This is a genomic window from Tepidimonas taiwanensis, assembly GCF_020162115.1.
Taxonomy (GTDB): Bacteria; Pseudomonadota; Gammaproteobacteria; order Burkholderiales; family Burkholderiaceae_C; genus Tepidimonas; species Tepidimonas taiwanensis.
The window spans coordinates 2,073,571-2,093,766 of record NZ_CP083911.1 but is presented as its reverse complement, the minus strand read 5'-3'; the positions used below and the strand labels follow the sequence as shown (position 1 = coordinate 2,093,766).

Sequence of the window (20,196 nt, the reverse complement as noted above, 5' to 3'; positions counted from 1 at the left end):
CGCCACCGCACCGGGCCGCGCCCGCTCGTCGTCACCACCCACCCATGACCCTGACCGACTCCCAGCGTCACGCCCTGCTGTGGCTCGCCTTGGCCGTGGCCGGCTGGTGGGGGGTGTCGCTGCTGGCGCCGGTGCTGCTGCCGTTCGTCGTCGCGGCGGTGCTGGCCTACGCGCTGCACCCGCTGGTGGAGGGGCTGGCGCGGCGGCGCGTGCCGCGCTGGTTGGGGGCGGGGGTGGCGATCGCGCTGCTGATGCTGGTGCTGCTGGCGGTGGTGCTGATCATCGTGCCGGTCGTGGCACGCCAGTGGCCGCTGTTGCGCGAGCAGATACCCCCGCTGCTGGAGCGGCTCAACGCGTGGCTGGTGCCGCTGGCGCAGCGGCACGGCATCGACCTGGCGATCGACATCGACGGCGTGCGTGCGCTGCTGCGCCGGCTCATCAGCGGGCACGAGGAGCAGCTGCTCGACGGGGTGCTGGCGTCGCTGCGTATCGGCGGTAGTGCCTTGCTGGCGGTGCTGGGCAACCTGGTGCTGATGCCGGTGGTGGCGTACTACCTGCTGCTCGACTGGGAGGCGGTCGTGGCGCGCGCGCGGGCGCTGGTGCCGCCGCGCTGGCGGCCGGGGGTCGGGGACTTTCTGGCCGAAACCGACGCCGTGCTGGGCCAGTACCTGCGCGGGCAGCTGCTGGTGATGGGCGTGCTGGCGGTGTACTACGCCGCAGCGCTCGCGCTGGTCGGCCTGCAGCTCGCGGTGCCGATCGGGGTCTTCACGGGGCTGGCGGTGTTCGTGCCGTACCTGGGGTTCGGGCTCGGGCTGGTGCTGGCGCTGCTGGCGGCGTTGTTGCAGTTCCAGAGTGTGGTGGGGGTGCTCGCGGTGGCCGCGGTCTACGGGCTGGGACAGGTGATCGAGAGTTTTTTTCTCACCCCGCGGTTGGTCGGCGAGCGCATCGGGCTGCACCCGATCGCGGTGATCTTCGCGCTGATGGCGTTCGGGCATCTGTTCGGCTTCGTCGGCGTGCTGATCGCACTGCCCGCGTCGGCGGTGCTGGTGGTGGCGGTGCGGCGGCTGCAGCGGCTCTACGTCGGCAGCCCGCTGTACCGCGCGCGCGGTGATGCCGGGACGCTGCCCCCGGCCGGGGAGGGGTGAGCGTGGAGCAGCTCGTGCTCGACCTCGGGCTGGCGCCGGTGCCGACGCTGGGCAACTTCGTTCCCGACGGCAACGAGGCGGTTTGGACCCACCTGCGGGCCTGGGCGCAGGGGCAGCCGCGCGCCCCGGTGCCGATCTACCTATGGGGGCCCGCCGGCAGCGGCAAGACCCATCTGCTGCAGGCGGTCGCGCAGGCGCTGCAGGGGCGCGGCGAGGCGGTCGGCTGGCTGAGCCCCGACGTGCGCCACCCGGGCGCGTTCGACGAGGCGTGGTCCGCGGTGCTGTTCGACGACGTGCAGCACTACACTCCGGAGCAGCAGGCTGCGGCGTTCAACTGGTTCGTCAACGCCCAGTCCCCGGCCACGGGGCCGCAGCGGGCCGTGCTCGCCAGCGGTGACCGGCCGCCCACCGACCTGCCGCTGCGCGAGGATCTGCGCAGCCGCCTCGGCTGGGGGCATGTGTTCCAATTGCAGCCGCTGACCGAGCCGGCGCGCCGCGCCGTGCTGCGGCGTGCGGCCGATGCGCGCGGGATCGCGCTGTCGGACGACGTGATCGATTTCATGCTCAACCGCTTTTCGCGTGACCTCTCCAGTCTGATGGCGCTGCTCGACCGCCTCGACGGCTATGCGCTGCGCGCGCAGCGCGCCATCACCGTGCCGCTGCTGCGCGCGATGCTGGCGGCGGATGGATGACCCGGGGGCGGATGCGATGTCGACTGCCATGCCGAGTTTCCCCAGTATCCCGGTGCCGCCGACGGACGGCCGCGTGCCGGTGGCGCTGTTCGACCTCGACCATACGCTGCTGCCGCTCGATTCGGACTACGAGTGGGGCGTGTTCACGACCCGCATCGGCTGGACCGACCCGGTCGCGTTCGGCCAGCGCAACGACGCCTTCTTTGCCGACTACCAGGCGGGGCGGCTGGACGTGCACGCGTACGTGCGCTTCGCCACCGAAGCGGTGCGCGTGCGCGGCCCGCACGCGGCGGCCGAGGCACATGCGCGCTTCATGGCCGAGGTGATCGAGCCCGCGCTGCGGCCCGAGGCGCGTGCGCTGGTCGCCGCGCACCGCGCGCGCGGCGATCGCGTCGCCATCGTCACCGCGACCAACGAGTTCGTCACGCGCCCGATCGCGCAGGCCTTCGGGGTCGACGACCTCATCGCGGTGGAGCTCGAACGCGACGCGAGCGGCTGGATCACCGGCGATATCCGCGGCGTGCCGTCGTTCCGGGAGGGCAAGGTCGAGCGCGTGACTCAGTGGTTGGTCGCGCAGGGGCTGGACTGGGCGCGCGCGCACGTCACGTTCTATTCCGACTCGACCAATGATCTGCCGCTGCTGGAGCGCGCCGACGTGCCGGTGGCCACCAACCCCGGCGAAGGGCTGCGCGCCATCGCTCGCGCGCGTGGCTGGCGCATCCTCGATCTGTTCGGATCCCACCCATGATCAAACAACTGATCGACAAACTGTTGGACAAGACGGTGCGGCCCACGCTGCGCCGGCCGCGCTTTGGCAAACGCGAGGACGTACCGGTGTCGGTGCACGGGATCGACCCGTCGCTGGTCGACGGCCGGGCGCTGGACGTGGTGCACACGCTCAAGCGCGCCGGCTACGAGGCGTACATCGTCGGCGGCGCGGTGCGCGACCTGCTGCTGGGCCTGCGGCCCAAGGATTTCGACGTCGCCACCAACGCCACGCCCGAGCAGGTCAAGGCGCTGTTCCGGCGCGCGTTCATCATCGGGCGGCGCTTTCGCATCGTGCACGTGGTGTTCGGGCGCGGGCGCGAGCACGAGGTGATCGAGGTCTCGACCTTCCGCGCCTACGTCGACCCGAGCCAGGCCGAGCCGGTCGTCGGTGACGAGCGCTCCACCCGGGCGCTGGCCGGGGTGTCGCTCGCGGTGGACGCCAGTGGCCGCGTGCTGCGCGACAACGTCTGGGGGCCGATCGAGCAGGACGCTGCGCGGCGCGACTTCACGATCAACGCGATGTACTACGACCCCGAGACGCAGACGGTGGTCGATTTCCACCAGGGCATCCGCGACGCGCGCAAGCGTGTACTGCGCATGATCGGCGACCCGGCGACGCGCTACCGCGAGGACCCGGTGCGCATCATCCGCGCGGTGCGCTTCGAGGCCAAGCTGAGCCGCCTCGGATTCAAGCTCGACGCCAAGACGCGCGCGCCGATGGCGGCACACCTGCCGCTGCTGGCCGATGTGCCGCCGAGCCGCCTGTTCGACGAGATGCTCAAGCTGCTGCAGACCGGGCACGCGCTGGCCAGTATCGAGGCGCTGCGCGCCAACGGGCTGGCGCGTGGCATCTACCCGCTGCTGGACGTGGTGGTCGAGCGCGCGGACGAGCCGTTCGTGCGCGCGGCGCTGCAGGACACGGACCGCCGCGTGGCTGAAGGCAAGCCGGTGGCGCCCAGCTTTTTGCTCGCGTGCGTGCTGTGGCAGGACGTGCGCGCCGCGTGGCAGCGCCGGCTCGCGGACGGCGTGCCGGTATTCCCGGCGCTGTCCGAGGCGGTGGACGAGGTGTTCGACGCGCGCATCGGCGATGTCTCGGGGCGTGGCAAGCTCGGTGCCGACATGCGCGAGATCTGGATGATGCAGCCGCGCTTCGACAAGCGCACCGGCAACGGGCCGTTCACGCTGGTGGAGCAGCCGCGCTTTCGCGCGGGCTTCGACTTCCTGCGCCTGCGCGCGCAGGTGGGCGAGGTGGACGAGGAGCTCTCCCACTGGTGGGAAACGTTCAGCCAGGCCGGCGAGGCCGTGCGGCGCGACATGGTGGAGGCGGTGCGGCTGGAGCAGCAGCGCGCCAAGGCCCCGGGCAAGGCGTCGCGTGGTCGGTGCCGCCGCGATGATGGGCCCGACGCCGGGGGGACGAACGGTGCGAATGGCGTCACAGCCGAAGTTGCAGTGACGCCGCCGTCGCCGACGCCGGCGGTGTCACCGTCGGCCGACGGTGACGCCCAGGCCCCCACCGCGCCGCGCAAGCGCCGGCGGCGGCGCCGCAAGCCCGCGGGCGGGGCGGCGGGCGACGCCGCTACGGGAGATGGGGCCCCCGATGCGTGAGCCGGTGACGGCCTACGTCGGATTGGGGGCGAACCTGGGCGACGCCGCGGCGCAGGTGCGCGCGGCGCTGCAGTGGTTGCAGGCGCTGCCGCAGTCGCGCTGCGTCGCCATCTCCGGCCTGTGGCGCACCGCGCCGCTGGAGGCCGACGGACCCGACTACTGCAACGCGGTCGCGGCGCTCCACACCCGCCTGACGGCGCCGGACCTGTTGAGCGCGCTGCACGCGCTGGAGGCGCGCGCCGGGCGCGAGCGACCCTATCGCAACGCCCCGCGCACGCTCGACCTGGATCTGCTGCTCTACGGCGACGCGCGCATCGAGTCGCCACGCCTGACGGTGCCTCACCCGCGCTGGCAGCAGCGCGCGTTCGTGCTCGTGCCGTTGCACGAAATCGCGCCGCAGCGCGTCAGCGCCGCCGCGCTCGCCGCCGTCGCCGATCAGCCGATTTGCCGCTGGTAACGGTCAGTCTGACGGTCCGTAGTGGTAACGCAGCTGGGCGATCAACACCGCGTCCCCCTCGACGCGGTAGACCATGCGATGCTCGTCCGTGATGCGGCGTGACCAGTAGCCCGACAGCGCGTGTTTGAGCGGTTCGGGTTTGCCGATGCCCGCGTAGGGGCTGCGCTGCACGTCCCGAATCAGGGTGTTGATCCGTTCGACGATGCGGCGGTCGTGCCGTTGCCAATACAGGTAGTCGTCCCAGGCGGCTGCGGCGAAAATCAGTTTCATTCGGCCAGTTGCCGCTCGGTTCCGCCCCCGGCGTTGAGTTCCTGGATCGCATTCAGCAGCCGTTGGGCATTGGCGGGGCTGCGAAGCAGGTACGCGGTTTCTTCCAGCGCGTTGTAGTCCTCCAGGGACAGCATCACCACTGCCTGCTCCCGGTTGCGCGTGATGATCAGCGGCGCGTGGTCGTTGCAGACCCGATCCATGGTCCGGGCCAGGTTGGCGCGCGCGGCGGAGTAGGTGATGACGTCCATGATGCGCGGAATTGTACGAAAAATTGTACGTCTTGTCGGGGGTGCTAACCAACCGATCGTCGTTGGGGTGGGCGCACCGGGTGCCGTCAGGGCGCGAGCCGCTCGCGCACCCACTGGCCGTTGTCGAGCCGGTAGCGCAGGCGGTCGTGCAGCCGGCTCTTGCGGCCCTGCCAGAACTCCCAGGCGTCGGGCTTGAGGCGGTAGCCGCCCCAATGCGGCGGCCGCGGTGGGTTCATCAGGAACTGCGCCGCGTATTTGGCCGCGTTGGCCACCAGCACCGCCCGGCTCTCGATCACCTGACTTTGCGGGCTGGCCCACGCGCCGATGCGGTGGTCCAGCGGGCGGCTGGCGAAATAGGCGTCGCTCTCCTCGGCGGACACCTTTTCCACGACGCCCTCGATGCGCACCACGCGCTCCAGCTCGACCCAGTGGAACTGCAGCGCGGCGTAGGGGTTGCCCGCGAGCTCGCGGCCTTTGCGGCTGTCGTAGTTGGTGTACCAGACGATGCCGCGCGCGTCGTAGCCCTTGATGAGCACGACACGGGTGCTCGGCCGCAGGTCGCTGCCGACGGTGGCCAGTGTCATCGCGTTGGGCTCGGGCAGCTCGGCGCGGATCGCTTCGTGCAGCCACTGGTCGAACTGCTGCAGCGGATCGGGGTGCGAGGCGTCCTCGCTGAGTTCGGCACGTTCGTAGCTTTTGCGCAGGTCGGCGATGTGGGTCATGGCGTCAGTATGGCACGGCGCATCGCGCGTCGGCGTCGCGCCGCGGGATAATGCATACATGACACGACCGACGCCCGACACCGACCCGCGCGACGACTGGATCGATGTGGAGGCGCTAGCGCGCCGCGCCACGCCGCTGGCGGGTGTGTACGCGCTGCCGCGCCTGACCCGGCTGCTCACCGACGCGCCGGCGCTCGCGGGGGTGGAGACGGCGACGGTGCGCTGGCAGGCGCAGGCCGAATGGCGCGACCCGCCCGCGGCGGTCGCGGCGGCGATGCGCGCGCTCGCCGGGGGGCGCATGGCCGCGGTGCCGCGCCAATTGTGGTTGCGGCTGCAGATCGAGGGGGCCGTCCCGCTGGTGTGTCAGCGTTGCCTGGAGCCGTACTGGCAGCCGCTGCAGGTCGATCGGTGGTTCCGCTTCGTGGCTGACGAGGCGACCGCGGAGGCCGAAGACGACACCTGTGAAGAGGACCTGCTCGTGCTGGAGGGTGCGCGCCACCACCTGCTGGCGCTGGTGGAGGACGAGCTGCTGCTGGCGGCGCCGCTGGTGCCGATGCACGCCGCGTGTCCGCGGCCCCTGCCGCTGGCCGCCGGGGATACGCTCGGCACGGGGGAGCCGGGCGCGACGGGCGAGCTGGCGGCTGGGGGCGAGCCGGCGAAACCCCACCCGTTCGCGGCGCTCGCCGCGCTCAAGCTGCGTCGTCCCTGAGCCCGCGCAACCCCCGAGCCGCTGGGGCGTCTTGTCGGCACCGCTGCGCGGCGCGGGCTATAATGCAGGGTTTTCTTAGCCTGACCCGAATTCCAGGAGCCGATCATGGCCGTTCAGCAGAACAAGAAGTCGCCGTCCAAGCGCGGCATGCACCGCTCGCACAACGCGCTGTCGGTGCCCGGCATTGCGGTGGAGCCGACCACGGGCGAGGTGCACCTGCGCCACCACATCAGCCCCAACGGTTTCTACCGTGGCCGCCAGGTGCTCAAGAACAAGTCCGAAGCCTGATGTCCGTCGCGGCCGACATGGGCGGCTCGGCTGGCCCGTGCGCGCCCGTGTAAACCAGCCGTGATCCGGATCGCCGTCGATTGCATGGGGGGCGACCACGGTCCCTCCGTGACGTTGCCCGCGTGTGCCGCATTTCTGGCGGCGCATCCGCGGGCGCATTTGTTGCTGGTCGGCCGGCCCGAGGCGCTGGCGTCGCTGCCGCGCGGGCTCGATGCGCAGCGCTGCACCGTGGTTCCGGCGTCCGAGGTCGTCGCAATGGACGACCCGGTCGAAGTGGCGTTGCGCCGCAAAAAAGACTCGTCGATGCGCGTGGCGATCGCGCAGGTCAAGGATGGCGCCGCCGACGCCGCCGTCTCTGCCGGTAACACCGGCGCGCTGATGGCCATCGCCCGCTACGTCCTCAAGACGTTGGAGGGCATCGACCGTCCGGCCATCGCCACCCAGATCCCCAACGCCCGCGGCGGCGCCACGACGATGCTCGACCTCGGAGCCAACGTCGACTGCACGGCCGAACACCTGCTGCAGTTCGCGGTGATGGGTTCCGCGCTCGTGGCCGCCGGTGGGCGGGAGAACCCGAGCGTCGGGCTGCTCAACATCGGCGAGGAAGTCATCAAGGGCAACGACGTCATCAAGCGCGCCGGCCAGCTGCTGCGCGAGGCCGCCGAGCGCGGCGATCTGCACTTCCACGGCAACGTCGAGGGCAACGACATCTTCAAGGGCACCACCGACATCGTGGTGTGCGACGGCTTCGTCGGCAACGTCGCGCTCAAGACGAGCGAGGGGCTGGCGGGCATGATCGGCGCGTTTCTGCGCGAGGAGTTCGGCCGCGGGTGGTATGCCCGGCTCGTCGCGCTGCTGGCGTGGCCGGTGCTGATGCGCTTCAAGCGCCGGCTGGACCACCGCCGCTACAACGGGGCGGCGCTGCTGGGCCTGCGGGGGCTGGTGTTCAAGAGCCACGGCTCGGCCGACGCGTTCGCGTTCGAGCAGGCGCTGCGGCGCGCGTATGATGCGGCCGAAGCGCGGCTGCTGGAGCGTGTGCGCGAGCGCATCGCCCATGCCGCGCCGCTGCTGGCGCCCGTCGCCGCGGATCCGAACCTTACCCCGAACGGCTGAGCGGGCCTCCCGCGCCGCCGCCACCGAATGTGAATGCCGATGAGTGTGTACGCCCGCATCACGGGAACCGGCAGCGCGCTGCCCGCGCGGCGCCTGACCAATGACGACATGGCGGCGCTGCTCGCCCAGCGCGGACTGGAAACCAGCGACGCCTGGATCGTGGAGCGCACGGGCATCCGCGCCCGCCATTTCGCGGAAGACGGGCAGATGGCGAGCGACCTCGCGCTCGACGCCAGCCTGCGCGCGCTGCAGGCCGCGGGACGCGCGCCGCACGAGGTGGATCTGATCATCGTCGCCACGTCGACGCCGGACATGGTGTTTCCCTCCACGGCGACCATCCTGCAGCGCAAGCTGCACGAGGCGGCGCTGGCCGCGGGCGGCCGCGGGCCGATCGGCGCCCCGGCGTTCGACGTGCAGGCGGTGTGCACCGGTTTCATCTACGCGCTGACGGTGGCCGACGCGATGCTGCGCACGGGCGGGGCGCGCTGCGCGCTGGTCGTCGGGGCGGAGGTGTTTTCGCGCATCCTCAATTTCGACGACCGCACGACCTGCGTGCTGTTCGGCGACGGTGCCGGTGCGGTGGTGCTCGAGGCGGTCGAACACGACGGCAGCGGCCCCGGCGTGCTGGCCAGCGACCTCCACGCCGACGGCCGGCACACCGATATCCTCTGTGTACCGGGCACGGTGGCCGGTGGCAGCGTGCTCGGCGATCCGTTGCTGCGCATGGATGGGCAGGCGGTGTTCAAGCTCGCCGTCGGCGTGCTGGAAGAGACCGCCCGCACCACGCTGGCCAAGGCCGGCAAGACGGAGGCCGAGGTGGACTGGCTGATCCCGCACCAGGCCAACATCCGCATCATGCAGGGCACGGCGCGCAAGCTCAAGCTGCCGATGGAGCGCGTCGTCGTGACCGTCGACCAGCACGGCAACACCTCGGCAGCGTCGATCCCGCTGGCGCTCGATCAGGCGGTGCGCGACGGGCGCATCCAGCCCGGTCAGTTGTTGCTGCTGGAGGGGGTCGGCGGCGGCTTCACCTGGGGCTCGGTGTTGCTGCGGTACTGACGCCGGGGCCCGACACACGGACGGACGACAGGAGACACGATGACCGCATTCGCTTTCGTTTTCCCGGGGCAGGGCTCGCAGTCGGTGGGCATGCTCGATGCCTGGGGCGACCACCCGGTCGTGCGGCAGACGCTGCAAGAGGCATCGGACGCGCTCGGCGAGGACATCGGCCGACTGATCCACGAAGGGCCGAAGGAGGCGTTGGCGCTGACCACCAACACGCAGCCCGTGATGCTGGTCGCGGGGGTGGCCGCGTGGCGTGTCTGGAAGGCCGAGGGCGGTGCCGACCCGGTGGCAGTGGCCGGGCACTCGCTGGGCGAGTACAGCGCGCTGGTGGCGGCGGAGGTGTTGACGCTGGCCGAGGCGGCGCCGCTGGTGCGCTTCCGCGCCCAGGCGATGCAGCAGGCCGTGCCGGTCGGCGCCGGGGCGATGGCGGCGATCCTGGGGCTGGACGCCGACGCGGTGCGTGCCGGGTGCGCCGAAGCGCAGGCGACGTTCGCCCCCGACAGCGGCGAGGTGGTCGAGGCGGTCAATTTCAATGACCCCGCGCAGACCGTGATCGCCGGCTCCAAGGCCGCGGTCGACAAAGCGTGCGAGGTGCTGAAGGCGCGCGGCGCCAAGCGTGCGCTGCCGCTGCCGGTGTCGGCGCCGTTTCACTCGAGCCTGATGTGCCCGGCGGCCGAGGCGCTGCGCGAGCGGCTCGCCACGGTCGACCTGCGCCCGCCGCGCATTCCGGTGGTCAACAATATCGACGTCGCGGTGGAGACCGACGCCGCGCGCATCCGCGATGCGCTCGTGCGCCAGGCGGCGGGCCCGGTGCGCTGGGTCGAGTGCGTGCAGGCGCTGCGCGAGCGCGGCGCGCAGGCCATCGTCGAGTGCGGCCCGGGCAAGGTGCTGCTGGGCCTGACCAAGCGCATCGCGCCGGACGTGTCGGCCGCGGCGCTGTACGATCCCGCGACGCTGGCCGAGGTGCGCGCGCTGCTGGCAGGCTGAGCGCAGATCGCGGCACGGCGCGACCCCGGAAGTCCCACGAATCGAAGACCCCCACGCATCAGGAAGGCAGACAAGATGTCCGAAAACGTCATGGCCGGTCAGATCGCCCTCGTCACGGGCGCTTCGCGCGGCATCGGCGCGGCCATCGCGCGCGAGCTGGCAAGCCGCGGCGTACGCGTCATCGGCACCGCCACCACCGACGACGGTGCGCAGCGCATCACCCAGGCGCTCGCCGCGTTCGAAGGCTGCCGCGGCGTGCGGCTCGACGTCAACGATGCGCCCGTGGCGGACGCGTTGGTCGACACCCTCGTCAAGGAGCAGGGCGCGCTGCACATCCTCGTCAACAACGCCGGCATCACGCGCGACATGCTGGCGATGCGGCTCAAGGACGAGGACTGGGACGCCGTGCTCGACACCAACCTCAAGGCGGTGTTTCGCCTCTGTCGCGCGGCGATTCGCCCGATGATGAAGCAACGCTACGGCCGTATCGTCAACATCACGAGCGTCGTCGGGGCCGCGGGCAACCCGGGCCAGGCGAACTACGCCGCGGCCAAGGCCGGTGTGGCGGGCATGACGCGGGCGTTGGCGCGCGAGCTGGGCAGCCGGCGCATCACCGTCAACTGCGTGGCCCCCGGCTTCATCGAGACCGACATGACCGCCAGCCTGCCGCCGGAGCAGCAGCAGGCGCTGCTGGCGCAGATTCCGCTGGGGCACCTGGGCAAGCCTGCCGACGTCGCGCACGCGGTGGCGTTTCTGGCCAGCCCGCAGGCGGGCTACATCACGGGTCAGGAGCTGCACGTCAACGGCGGCATGTTCATGGCCTGAGCCGCGGCCGCGCCGCGGTGCGCGACCAGTGCGAAGCCCCCACCGGCGGGGCGGCTACAATGCCGGGGCTGTTTTCAACCACCCGACGAGGGAACTATGAGCGACATCGAAGCACGTGTGAAGAAGATCATCGCCGAGCAGCTCGGCGTCGAGGAGAGCCAGGTGACCCCGGAGAAGGCGTTCGTCGCCGACCTGGGTGCCGACTCGCTCGACACCGTCGAGCTGGTGATGGCCCTCGAAGACGAGTTCGGCATCGAGATCCCCGACGAGGACGCCGAGAAGATCACCACCGTGCAGCAGGCCATCGACTACGCCAAGGCCCACTACAAGGGCTGATCCACGATGAGCCGCCGCCGTGTCGTCGTGACCGGCCTGGGCTGCGTCAGTCCCGTGGGCAACACGGTGGAGGCGGCTTGGGCCAACCTGCTCGCCGGTCGCTCGGGCATCGACCGCATCACCAAATTCGATGCCAGCGCCTTCGCCTGCCAGATCGCCGGCGAGGTTCGGGACTTCGATCTCGCGTCCTACCTCCCGCCCAAAGAGGCGCGGACGATGGACACCTTCATCCACTACGGCATCGCCGCCGCCGCCCAGGCCATCGCGGACGCGGGCCTGACGGTGGGCGAGGCGCTGTCCGAGGAGGAGGCCTGCCGCATCGGTTGTGTGATCGGCTCGGGCATCGGCGGCCTGCCGCTGATCGAGGCCACGCACGCCGAGCTGACCCAGCGGGGTCCGCGCCGCATCTCGCCGTTTTTCGTGCCGGCGTCGATCATCAACATGGTCTCGGGGCACGTGTCGATGCGCTACGGCTTCAAGGGGCCGAACCTGGCCGTCGTCACGGCGTGCACGACGGGCCTGCACTGCATCGGTGAGGCGGGCCGGCTGATCGAGTACGGCGATGCCGACGTCGTGATCGCCGGCGGCACCGAAGCCACCGTTTCACCGCTGGGCATCGGCGGCTTTGCCGCGATGCGGGCGCTGTCCACGCGCAACGACGATCCGCAGGCGGCCTCGCGCCCGTTCGACAAGGACCGCGACGGCTTCGTGCTCGGCGAGGGCGCGGGCGTGCTGGTGCTGGAGGAATACGAGCGCGCCAAGGCACGCGGCGCGCGCATCTACGCCGAATTGGCCGGCTACGGCATGAGCGCCGACGCCGGGCACATGACCGCGCCCAACATGGATGGCCCCCGCCGGGCGATGCTCGCCGCGCTGCGCAATGCCGGTCTGAACCCGGACCAGGTCGATTACGTCAACGCGCACGGCACCTCCACGCCGCTCGGCGACGTCAACGAGACGAATGCGATCAAGGCGGCGCTCGGCGACCACGCGCGGCGCGTGGTCGTCAGCTCCACGAAGTCGATGACCGGCCACCTGCTCGGGGGCGCCGGCGGGCTGGAGAGCGTCTTCACGGTGCTCGCCGTGCACCACCAGAAGATTCCGCCGACGATCAACCTGGCGGCGCCGGACCCCGAGTGCGACCTCGACTACTGCGCCAACACGGCGCGTGACGCCCGCGTCGACGTGGCGTTGAAAAACAACTTCGGCTTCGGCGGCACCAACGGCTCGCTGGTCTTCAAGCGCATCTGACGGCGATGACACCCCCGGGGCTGGCGGACGTGTCCTGTCCCGTCCACGGGGTTGCCGCCGAGCGGGGGGCGCACACGATCGGCGCGCTGCTGGCGCTCGCGACGCTGGGGCTGTGGGCCGGGGTGCGGCCCGATGCTCCCGCACCGTGGATCGCGGCGGCCGTTGCATCGGCGGCGTGGGCCGCGTGGAACGCGCGGCGGATCCGCCACGCGCCCGCCGGTGAGCTCCGCTGGTACGCCGCCGTGCTCAGCCGCCGGGAGGTGGCACCCACGTGGTCGTGGCGCAGCGCCGTACGTCCCCGGGGCGTGCCGCTGCCCGCGGTGCGCGTCGCGCTCGACTTCGGCGACGTCCTGCTGCTGCGCGGCGAGACGCCGGACGGGCAGCGTTTGTGGCTGTGCTGCCGGCGCGCCACCGTCGGCGACGACGCGACCTGGCGGGCGCTGCGCCGGGCGCTCCGGGTTACCACGGCCGCGTCAGACCGATCGGGTATATTCGCGCGGCAACCGCCCTCGCCATGAAAGATGAATCTCCCCGCCGCCCCGATGCCGATGCCGCCCTGGTCGCGCGTGCCACCGCGGGCGACCAGCGGGCGTTCGAGCTGCTGGTCATCAAGTACCAGCGTCGCGTCGAGCGGTTGATCGGGCGCCTCGTGCGCGACGCCGACCTGGTCCCCGATCTGGCGCAGGAAACCTTCATCCGCGCCTACCGCGCGCTGCCGCAGTTCCGGGGCGACGCGCAGTTTTACACGTGGCTCTACCGCATCGCCGTCAACACCGCGAAGAAGGCGCTGCAGGAGATGAAGCGCGACCCGCTGGTGCCGATGAGCGCGCTGCAAAACGGCGAGGAGGGCGAGGAAACTTCGGCGCTGGAGCAGGAACTAAACGCGCAGGTGGCCGACACCGAGACCCCGGACGCGGTGTTGGCAAGCAAGGAGATCGCCCAGGCGGTGCAGGCCGCAGTGGAGGCATTGCCGACCGAGCTGGCCCAGGCGATCACGCTGCGCGAAATCGACGGCCTGAGCTACGAGGAGATCGCCCGTGCGCTCGACTGCCCGATCGGCACGGTGCGTTCGCGGATTTTCCGCGCCCGCGAAGCGATCTCTGCGCGCATCAAGCCGCTGCTCGAGCGACAGTCCGGCAAACGCTGGTGACGCCCGTGCCCCTACCCTGTGAAAGCAAGACCATGAAACCCTCCGACGTGACGATCCGCGATACCGGTGACGAGCGCCGCGCGTGCGGCGAGCGGCTCTCCGCGCTGTTCGACGGCGAATGTGGCGGCGACGAGATCGCGGCGGCGCTCGCGGCGTCCGACCCCGAGACGCAGCGGCGCACGTGGGACGCGTACCGGCGCATCGGCGACGCGCTGCGGGCCCAGGCCGGCGGTGACGAGGCGGCGGATCCGGCGTTCGTGCGGGCGGTGATGGCGCGCGTGGCGGCACAGCCGCTGCCGACCGTGGCGGATGCGGCGGATGCGGTGTCCGCGCCCGCGGCGCTGCCGCGCGCGGCGGCCGCGGCCAACGATGCGGTCTTCCGCTGGCGGCTGGTGGCCGGCGTGGCGGCGGTTGCCGCGGTGGTGTCGATCCTGTGGCAAAGCGGCGCGGTGCCCGGCAGCGCTCCGGGCGAGGTCGCACAGGTGGCGCAGACGCCGGCCCCGCCCGCCGTCGTCGTGGGCGCTACCGCGGGCGTCGTGCCAGCCGCCGTGCCGGTGGCGCGGGTGCGTGATCCGCAGCTCGAGGAGCTGATGGCCGCGCACCGCCAGTGGGGCGGGGCGTCGGCGCTGCAGACGAGCGCGGGCTTTCTGCGCGCGGCCAGTTACGATGTCCCGGCGCGCTGAGCTGCACCGATGTCGCTGACGTCGTCTCTCCGTCATCTCTTCCGTGCCGTCGCCGGCGTTGTGGCGGCGGCGTTGTTTGCGTGGCCGGGCGCGATGGCGCTCGCACAGGCGGTGCCGTCCAACGGCGCGCCGCCGGCCGACGTGCGCGGCTGGTTGCAACGCCTGCACGACGCCACGCGCAACCGCGCCTACAGCGGGGTGTTCGTCGTCACGCGCGGCAGCGAGATTGCGACCGCGCGCATCGCACACGTGTGCGACGGGCGGCAGCAGGTCGAGCGCATCGAGTCGCTCAGCGGCCCGGCGCGCGTGACCTGGCGCCGCGACGACGAGGTGCTCACCGTCTGGCCCGAGCGGCAGTGGGCGCTGCGCGACCGGCGCGAGCTGCTGCGGCTCTTTCCCGGACCGGTCGGGGTGCCGGGCATCGAGGTCGGGGGCTACTACCGCGCCGAGCCGCGCGGCAGCGAGCGCGTTGCGGGCTACGACGCCTGGGTGGTGGACATCGTGCCAGCGGACGCGCTGCGCTACGGCTACCGCCTCTGGTCCGAAAAACGCACCGGGCTCGCGCTGAAGGTGCAAACCCTGCGCGCCGACGGCGAGGTGCTGGAACAGGTGGCGTTCACCGAACTGCAGCTCGACGCTCCGCTGCGCCTGGAGACGCTGGCGCGACAGATGGACGATACACGCGGCATGCGCGTCGAGCGGCCGGTGCTGAACAAGACGACGCTGGAAGCCGAGGGCTGGCGGCTGCGCGCCGAGGTGCCGGGGTTCCGCCCGGTGACCTGCTGGTCGCGGCCGGCCGAAGCGGGGCGCACCCGCGCGCCGTTGCAGTGTGTGTTTTCCGATGGGTTGGCGGCGGTGTCGCTGTTCTTCAGCACCGGCGAGGCGGCTGCCTCGCAGCGCGCCCAGGCCGGCGCGACCCACGTGCTCGTGCAAACCGTCGCGGGCACGCCGGTGACGGCGATGGGCGAGGTACCACTCGCGACGCTGGAGCGCTTCCTCGGCGCGCTGGAAAAGACCCGTTGAGTGAATCGGCAAGGAGCCACAACCGATGACGATGGACGTATCGAACCCCACGCACACCCCGACGCCGCCGGCGCGGCGGCCGTGGGCGCTGGCGGCCGTTTCCGCGGTCGCGGCGGTCGCGCTCGTGTGGAGCGCCGCGCAACACGGCGTCGGCGCGCAGCCGGTCGGTTCCGCCGCCCCGGCCCCTGCGGCCGCGGCGCCGCGCGTCACCGGCCTGCCGGACTTCACGGTCCTGGTGGAGGAGGTCGGCCCGTCGGTGGTCAACATCCGCACGGTTGAGCGCGTGCGGCGCGACGAGTCGATGGGCGACGACGTGGAAGAGCAGATGCGCGAGTTCTTCCGCCGCTTCGGCATCCCGCTGCCGCCGGGGGCGGTGCCGCGCGGGCCGCAGGGGCCCGACCGCGTGCCCGAGCAGCGCCAGCGCGGCGTGGGGTCGGGCTTCATTTACAGCGCCGACGGCTTCATCCTCACCAACGCCCACGTCGTCGACGGGGCCGAGGAGGTCATCGTCACGCTGCCCGACAAGCGCGAGTTCAAGGCGCGCGTGGTCGGCTTCGATCGGCGCACCGACGTCGCGGTGGTCAAGATCGACGCCACCGGGCTCAAGCCGGTGCGCATCGGCGACGTGGAGCGGCTCAAGGTCGGCGAGTGGGTGATGGCGATCGGCTCGCCGTTCGGGCTGGACAACACCGTCACGGCCGGGATCGTCAGCGCCAAGCAGCGCGATACCGGCGACTTCCTGCCCTTCATCCAGACCGACGTGGCGATCAACCCCGGCAACTCCGGCGGGCCGCTGATCAACATGCGCGGTGAGGTGGTCGGCATCAACAGCCAGATCTATTCGCGCTCGGGCGGCTTCATGGGCATCAGCTTCGCGATCCCGATCGACGAGGCGGTGCGCGTGGCCGAGCAGCTCAAGGCCACGGGCAAGGTCACGCGCGGGCGCATCGGGGTGGCGATCGAGCCGGTGGACAAGGAGCTGGCCGAGTCGCTGGGCCTGCCCAAGGCCATCGGGGCGCTGGTGCGTGGGGTGGAGGACGGCTCGCCCGCGGCCAAGGCCGGGATCGAGCCGGGCGATATCATCCTGCGCTTCGACGGCAAGCCGATCGAGAAGTCGGCCGACCTGCCGCGCATCGTCGGCAACACCAAGCCGGGCACGCGCGCGGCGGTGGAGGTCTGGCGGCGCGGCGCGACCAAGACGCTGACGCTGACGGTGGGCACCTTCGAGGAGGAAACGGCCGCCGCGCCCGCCGAGCCGAAGGTGGCCAAGGCCGGGCCGCTGGGCTTGACGGTGCGCGAACTCACCGCCGACGAGCGGCGCGAGCGCAAAGTCGCCGGCGGCGTGTTCGTCGCGGAAGTCGGTGGCCCGGCCGCCGCGGCCGGGGTGCGCGCGGGTGACGTGATCGTCGGGGTCGGCAACCAGTCCGTGGCGGGCGTGCGCGAGTTCGAGCGCGCCGTGGCCGACTGGCCCAAGGGCCGGCCGGTGACGCTGCTGATCCGCCGCGGCGACTGGGCGCAGTGGGTGCTGGTGCGGCCGTAACGCATGGTGTGCCGTGGCCCCGACCACGGCACGCGCCGGGCGTACGACCTACAATCGCACCTTTGCACCGAACGGGCGCGCTGGTTGGGCGCGCCCTTTTTCTGTGGCCATGAAGCACATCCGCAACTTTTCCATCATCGCGCACATCGACCACGGCAAGAGCACGCTGGCCGACCGCCTGATCGCGCGCTGCGGAGGCTTGAGCGAGCGCGAGATGACCGAGCAGGTGCTCGACTCCATGGACCTGGAGAAGGAGCGCGGCATCACCATCAAGGCGCAGACGGCGGCGCTGCGCTACACCGCGCGCGACGGGCAGACCTACAACCTCAACCTGATCGACACACCGGGGCACGTGGACTTCTCCTACGAGGTCAGCCGGTCGCTGTCGGCGTGCGAAGGCGCGCTGCTGGTCGTGGACGCGAGTCAGGGGGTGGAGGCGCAGACGGTGGCCAACTGCTACACCGCGCTCGATCTGGGCGTGGAAGTGCTGCCGGTGCTCAACAAGATGGATCTGCCGCAGGCCGACCCGGAGCGCGCGCGGCAGGAAATCGAGGACGTGATCGGCATCGACGCCTCGGAGGCGATCCCCTGCTCGGCCAAGACCGGCATGGGCATCGACGAGATCCTGGAGGCGGTGGTGGCCAAGGTCCCACCGCCGCGCGGCAACCCGGACGGGCCGCTGCGCGCGATGATCATCGACTCGTGGTTCGACAACTACGTCGGCGTGGTGATGCTGGTGCGTGTCGTGGACGGGTGTCTGAACCGCGGCGACCGTATCCGCCTGATGGCCACCGGCGCGCAGTACCAGTGTGAGAAGGTCGGCGTCTTCACCCCCGCCAACCAGCCGCGCGAGGCGCTGCACGCCGGTGAGGTCGGCTACGTCATTGCCGGTATCAAAGAGCTGAAGAACGCCCGCGTCGGCGACACCATCACCTCGTTCAAGACCGCCAGCGGCGCCAACATCCCCGCGGCGACCGAGCCGCTGCCGGGCTTCAAGGAAGTGCAGCCGATGGTGTTTGCTGGGCTGTACCCGACCGAGGCGAGCGAGTACGACGCGCTGCGCGACGCGCTCGAGAAACTGAAGCTCAACGACGCCTCGCTGCACTTCGAACCCGAGGTGTCGCAGGCGCTGGGATTCGGCTTTCGCTGCGGCTTCCTGGGGCTGCTGCACATGGAAATCGTGCAGGAGCGCCTGGAGCGCGAGTTCGACCAGGACCTCATCACCACGGCCCCCTCGGTCGTGTACCAGGTGGTCAAGGGCGACGGCGAGATCGTGATGGTGGAAAACCCCTCGCGTATGCCGGAGCCGAGCAAGATCCAGGAGATCCGCGAGCCCATCGTCACCGTGCACATCTACCTGCCGCAGGACTACGTCGGCCCGGTGATGACGCTGTGCAACCAGAAGCGCGGCGTGCAGCTCAACATGGCCTACCACGGCAAACAGGTGATGCTCACCTACGACATGCCGCTGGCGGAGATCGTGCTGGACTTCTTCGACAAGCTCAAGTCCGTCAGCCGCGGCTACGCGTCGATGGACTACGAGTTCAAGGAGTACCGCCCGTCCGACGTGGTCAAGGTCGACATCCTGCTCAACGGCGACCGGGTCGACGCGCTGTCGCTGATCGTGCACCGCAGCCAGGCGCAGTCGCGCGCGCGCGCCGTCGTGCAGAAGATGCGCGAGATCATCAGCCGCCAGCAGTTCGACGTCGCCATCCAGGCGGCGATCGGTGCGCAGATCATCGCCCGCGAGACGGTCAAGGCGCTGCGCAAGAACGTGCTGGCCAAGTGCTACGGCGGTGACATCACCCGCAAGCGCAAGCTGCTGGAAAAGCAAAAGGCCGGCAAGAAGCGCATGAAGCAGATCGGCACCGTCGAGGTGCCGCAGGAGGCGTTCCTCGCCATCCTGCAGGTGGAGGAGTCATGAGCGATCAGACCATGGGGACGCTGACCGGCGTCGTGCTGGCGGCGTTTGCCGGCTACGGGCTCGCGTGGTATGCGGGCGCGATCGACGGCAACTTCGCGTTGCTGCTGCTGCTGGCGGTGGTGATCACCGGCGTGTACTGGGTGGCGGAGCGCTGGGTCTTCCTGCCGCGCCGGCGCGCCGCGGCCGAGCACGCCGTGGCCGAAGCGCAGCGGCGCCACGACGAGTGCGTGCGCCAGGGCGTGGTGCCCGAGCCGGTCGATCTGGAGGCGCTGCGCCGCCGGCTGCTCGCACAGCCGTGGTGGCTGGACTGGACCGCCGGGCTGTTCCCGGTGATCCTGGCGGTGTTCGTGCTGCGATCCTTTCTGTTTGAGCCGTTCAAGATCCCGTCCGGCTCGATGATCCCGACACTGCACGTGGGCGACCTGATCCTCGTCAACAAATACCACTATGGGGTACGGCTGCCCGTGATCCACACCAAGGTGTGGGACAACCACGAGCCGCAGCGCGGCGACGTGATCGTCTTTCGCTACCCGCCGCAGCCGAGCCTGGACTACATCAAGCGCGTCGTCGGCGTGCCCGGTGACGAGGTGGCTTACCTCAACAAACAGCTCATCATCAACGGCCAGCCGGTGCCGCGCGAGGCCGCACCCGATTTCTACGACGCGGACGCGATGCGTTACCGCAAGCAGTTCATCGAGACGATCGGGGACAAGCGCGTGCACACGCTGGTGGACGACGAGCGCCCGCCGTTCATCCCCATGGCGACGGAGTTCCCCGGACGCGACCAGTGCCGCTACACGGTCGAGGGCGTCACCTGCCGCGTGCCGCCGGGGCACTATTTCGTGATGGGCGACAACCGCGACAACTCGCTCGATTCGCGCTACTGGGGTTTCGTGCCGGAGCGCAATATCGTCGGCAAGGCGGTGTTCGTCTGGATGAATTTCGGCGACCTCGGCCGCATTGGTCCGTTCGAGTGATGTGATGTTGACGTTTGCCGCTATCATGTGGCCAGCGGCCGCCCACCGGGCGGCGCACCGACGCGAGGGGGAGTGACAGATGCGACAACGCGGTTTTACCATCTTGGGCCTGGTTTTCGTGGCGGCCATCGTGGCCGTGCTGGTCGTGCTGGCGGCGAAGGTCACGCCCACGGTCACCGAATACCTGGCAATCCGGAAGGCGGTCAACCGTGCTGCGCAAAGTGGCACTACCGTGCGGGAAATCCGCGACGCGTTCGATCGCGCCAAGACGGCCGATTATTTCGAGGCCATCAGCGGCCAGGACCTCGATATCAGCAAGGACGGCGACAAGATCGTCGTCGAATTTGCCTACGACAAGGAAATCCACCTGTTCGGTCCGGCGTATCTGCTGCTGAAATACCGCGGCCGCAACGAATGA

General features: G+C 70.7%; 24 protein-coding genes. 21 read left to right on the top strand and 3 right to left on the bottom strand.

What is annotated here, in order from left to right; genetic code table 11:
- Nucleotides 1–44: 44 nt before the first annotated feature.
- The 5 genes from LCC91_RS09905 to folK are packed head-to-tail and all read left to right on the top strand — an operon-like array spanning nt 45 to nt 4,667.
- Nucleotides 45–1,145, top strand: a complete 1,101-nt coding sequence (locus tag LCC91_RS09905) for an AI-2E family transporter (RefSeq protein WP_052231812.1) — start codon at nt 45–47, stop codon at nt 1,143–1,145.
- Between the two features lie 2 nt (nt 1,146–1,147).
- Nucleotides 1,148–1,837 carry a DnaA regulatory inactivator Hda gene (hda, locus tag LCC91_RS09900; RefSeq protein WP_043703731.1) on the top strand — a complete coding sequence of 230 codons (690 nt, stop codon included), beginning with the start codon at nt 1,148–1,150 and terminating at the stop codon, nt 1,835–1,837.
- 28 nt (nt 1,838–1,865) lie between these two features.
- The gene (locus LCC91_RS09895; RefSeq protein WP_185974851.1) at nt 1,866–2,585 is read left to right on the top strand and encodes an HAD family hydrolase; all 720 of its coding nucleotides are present in this window, start codon (nt 1,866–1,868) and stop codon (nt 2,583–2,585) included.
- Complete coding sequence (gene pcnB / locus LCC91_RS09890; protein WP_043703733.1) at nt 2,582–4,210, top strand: polynucleotide adenylyltransferase PcnB; 1,629 nt, start codon at nt 2,582–2,584, stop codon at nt 4,208–4,210. Before LCC91_RS09895 ends, pcnB begins: the two co-directional genes overlap by 4 nt.
- Complete coding sequence (gene folK, locus LCC91_RS09885; RefSeq protein ID WP_052231842.1) at nt 4,203–4,667, top strand: 2-amino-4-hydroxy-6-hydroxymethyldihydropteridine diphosphokinase; 465 nt, start codon at nt 4,203–4,205, stop codon at nt 4,665–4,667. Before pcnB ends, folK begins: the two co-directional genes overlap by 8 nt.
- A gap of 3 nt (nt 4,668–4,670) precedes the next feature.
- Here folK and LCC91_RS09880 read toward each other — a convergent pair whose 3' ends face one another.
- The 3 genes from LCC91_RS09880 to pdxH form a co-directional block, all read right to left on the bottom strand.
- The gene (locus LCC91_RS09880) at nt 4,671–4,937 is read right to left on the bottom strand and encodes a Txe/YoeB family addiction module toxin (RefSeq protein WP_043703736.1); all 267 of its coding nucleotides are present in this window, start codon (nt 4,935–4,937) and stop codon (nt 4,671–4,673) included.
- Entirely contained in the window at nt 4,934–5,185 is a 252-nt protein-coding gene (locus LCC91_RS09875; RefSeq protein ID WP_043703737.1) for a type II toxin-antitoxin system Phd/YefM family antitoxin, read from the bottom strand. The genes LCC91_RS09880 and LCC91_RS09875 overlap by 4 nt, the downstream gene beginning before the upstream one ends.
- A gap of 86 nt (nt 5,186–5,271) precedes the next feature.
- The gene (pdxH, locus tag LCC91_RS09870) at nt 5,272–5,907 is read right to left on the bottom strand and encodes a pyridoxamine 5'-phosphate oxidase (protein ID WP_043703738.1); all 636 of its coding nucleotides are present in this window, start codon (nt 5,905–5,907) and stop codon (nt 5,272–5,274) included.
- Between the two features lie 58 nt (nt 5,908–5,965).
- On the opposite strand from pdxH, the gene LCC91_RS09865 reads away from it, so the two are divergent.
- From LCC91_RS09865 to LCC91_RS09790, 16 genes are all read left to right on the top strand, one after another.
- Entirely contained in the window at nt 5,966–6,616 is a 651-nt protein-coding gene (locus tag LCC91_RS09865) for a YceD family protein (protein WP_043703739.1), read from the top strand.
- 105 nt (nt 6,617–6,721) lie between these two features.
- Nucleotides 6,722–6,904, top strand: coding sequence for a 50S ribosomal protein L32 (rpmF, locus tag LCC91_RS09860; protein ID WP_043703740.1), 183 nt, complete (start codon nt 6,722–6,724; stop codon nt 6,902–6,904).
- 60 nt (nt 6,905–6,964) lie between these two features.
- Complete coding sequence (plsX, locus tag LCC91_RS09855; RefSeq protein WP_043703742.1) at nt 6,965–8,017, top strand: phosphate acyltransferase PlsX; 1,053 nt, start codon at nt 6,965–6,967, stop codon at nt 8,015–8,017.
- A gap of 39 nt (nt 8,018–8,056) precedes the next feature.
- Nucleotides 8,057–9,076, top strand: coding sequence for a beta-ketoacyl-ACP synthase III (locus LCC91_RS09850; protein WP_043703744.1), 1,020 nt, complete (start codon nt 8,057–8,059; stop codon nt 9,074–9,076).
- Nucleotides 9,077–9,115: 39 nt separating this feature from the next.
- Nucleotides 9,116–10,069: an ACP S-malonyltransferase gene (fabD, locus tag LCC91_RS09845; RefSeq protein ID WP_043703746.1), complete on the top strand. Its 954-nt coding sequence runs from the start codon at nt 9,116–9,118 to the stop codon at nt 10,067–10,069.
- Between the two features lie 75 nt (nt 10,070–10,144).
- Entirely contained in the window at nt 10,145–10,894 is a 750-nt protein-coding gene (gene fabG, locus LCC91_RS09840) for a 3-oxoacyl-ACP reductase FabG (protein WP_043703748.1), read from the top strand.
- Nucleotides 10,895–10,990: 96 nt separating this feature from the next.
- Complete coding sequence (gene acpP / locus LCC91_RS09835) at nt 10,991–11,230, top strand: acyl carrier protein (RefSeq protein WP_043703749.1); 240 nt, start codon at nt 10,991–10,993, stop codon at nt 11,228–11,230.
- A gap of 6 nt (nt 11,231–11,236) precedes the next feature.
- Nucleotides 11,237–12,481 carry a beta-ketoacyl-ACP synthase II gene (gene fabF, locus LCC91_RS09830; protein ID WP_043703750.1) on the top strand — a complete coding sequence of 415 codons (1,245 nt, stop codon included), beginning with the start codon at nt 11,237–11,239 and terminating at the stop codon, nt 12,479–12,481.
- 5 nt (nt 12,482–12,486) lie between these two features.
- On the top strand, nt 12,487–12,999 hold the full coding sequence (locus LCC91_RS09825) for a hypothetical protein (protein ID WP_043703752.1): 513 nt from the start codon (nt 12,487–12,489) through the stop codon (nt 12,997–12,999).
- Nucleotides 12,996–13,631 carry an RNA polymerase sigma factor RpoE gene (gene rpoE, locus LCC91_RS09820; protein WP_043703754.1) on the top strand — a complete coding sequence of 212 codons (636 nt, stop codon included), beginning with the start codon at nt 12,996–12,998 and terminating at the stop codon, nt 13,629–13,631. Before LCC91_RS09825 ends, rpoE begins: the two co-directional genes overlap by 4 nt.
- Before the next feature lie 32 nt (nt 13,632–13,663).
- Complete coding sequence (locus LCC91_RS09815) at nt 13,664–14,314, top strand: sigma-E factor negative regulatory protein (protein ID WP_143897349.1); 651 nt, start codon at nt 13,664–13,666, stop codon at nt 14,312–14,314.
- 9 nt (nt 14,315–14,323) lie between these two features.
- Complete coding sequence (locus tag LCC91_RS09810; RefSeq protein WP_043703757.1) at nt 14,324–15,337, top strand: MucB/RseB C-terminal domain-containing protein; 1,014 nt, start codon at nt 14,324–14,326, stop codon at nt 15,335–15,337.
- A gap of 31 nt (nt 15,338–15,368) precedes the next feature.
- Complete coding sequence (locus LCC91_RS09805) at nt 15,369–16,877, top strand: DegQ family serine endoprotease (RefSeq protein ID WP_052231843.1); 1,509 nt, start codon at nt 15,369–15,371, stop codon at nt 16,875–16,877.
- 109 nt (nt 16,878–16,986) lie between these two features.
- On the top strand, nt 16,987–18,801 hold the full coding sequence (gene lepA / locus LCC91_RS09800) for a translation elongation factor 4 (protein ID WP_043704137.1): 1,815 nt from the start codon (nt 16,987–16,989) through the stop codon (nt 18,799–18,801).
- Nucleotides 18,802–18,812: 11 nt separating this feature from the next.
- Complete coding sequence (gene lepB, locus LCC91_RS09795; RefSeq protein WP_043704139.1) at nt 18,813–19,778, top strand: signal peptidase I; 966 nt, start codon at nt 18,813–18,815, stop codon at nt 19,776–19,778.
- 118 nt (nt 19,779–19,896) lie between these two features.
- The gene (locus LCC91_RS09790; RefSeq protein WP_318010112.1) at nt 19,897–20,196 is read left to right on the top strand and encodes a DUF4845 domain-containing protein; all 300 of its coding nucleotides are present in this window, start codon (nt 19,897–19,899) and stop codon (nt 20,194–20,196) included.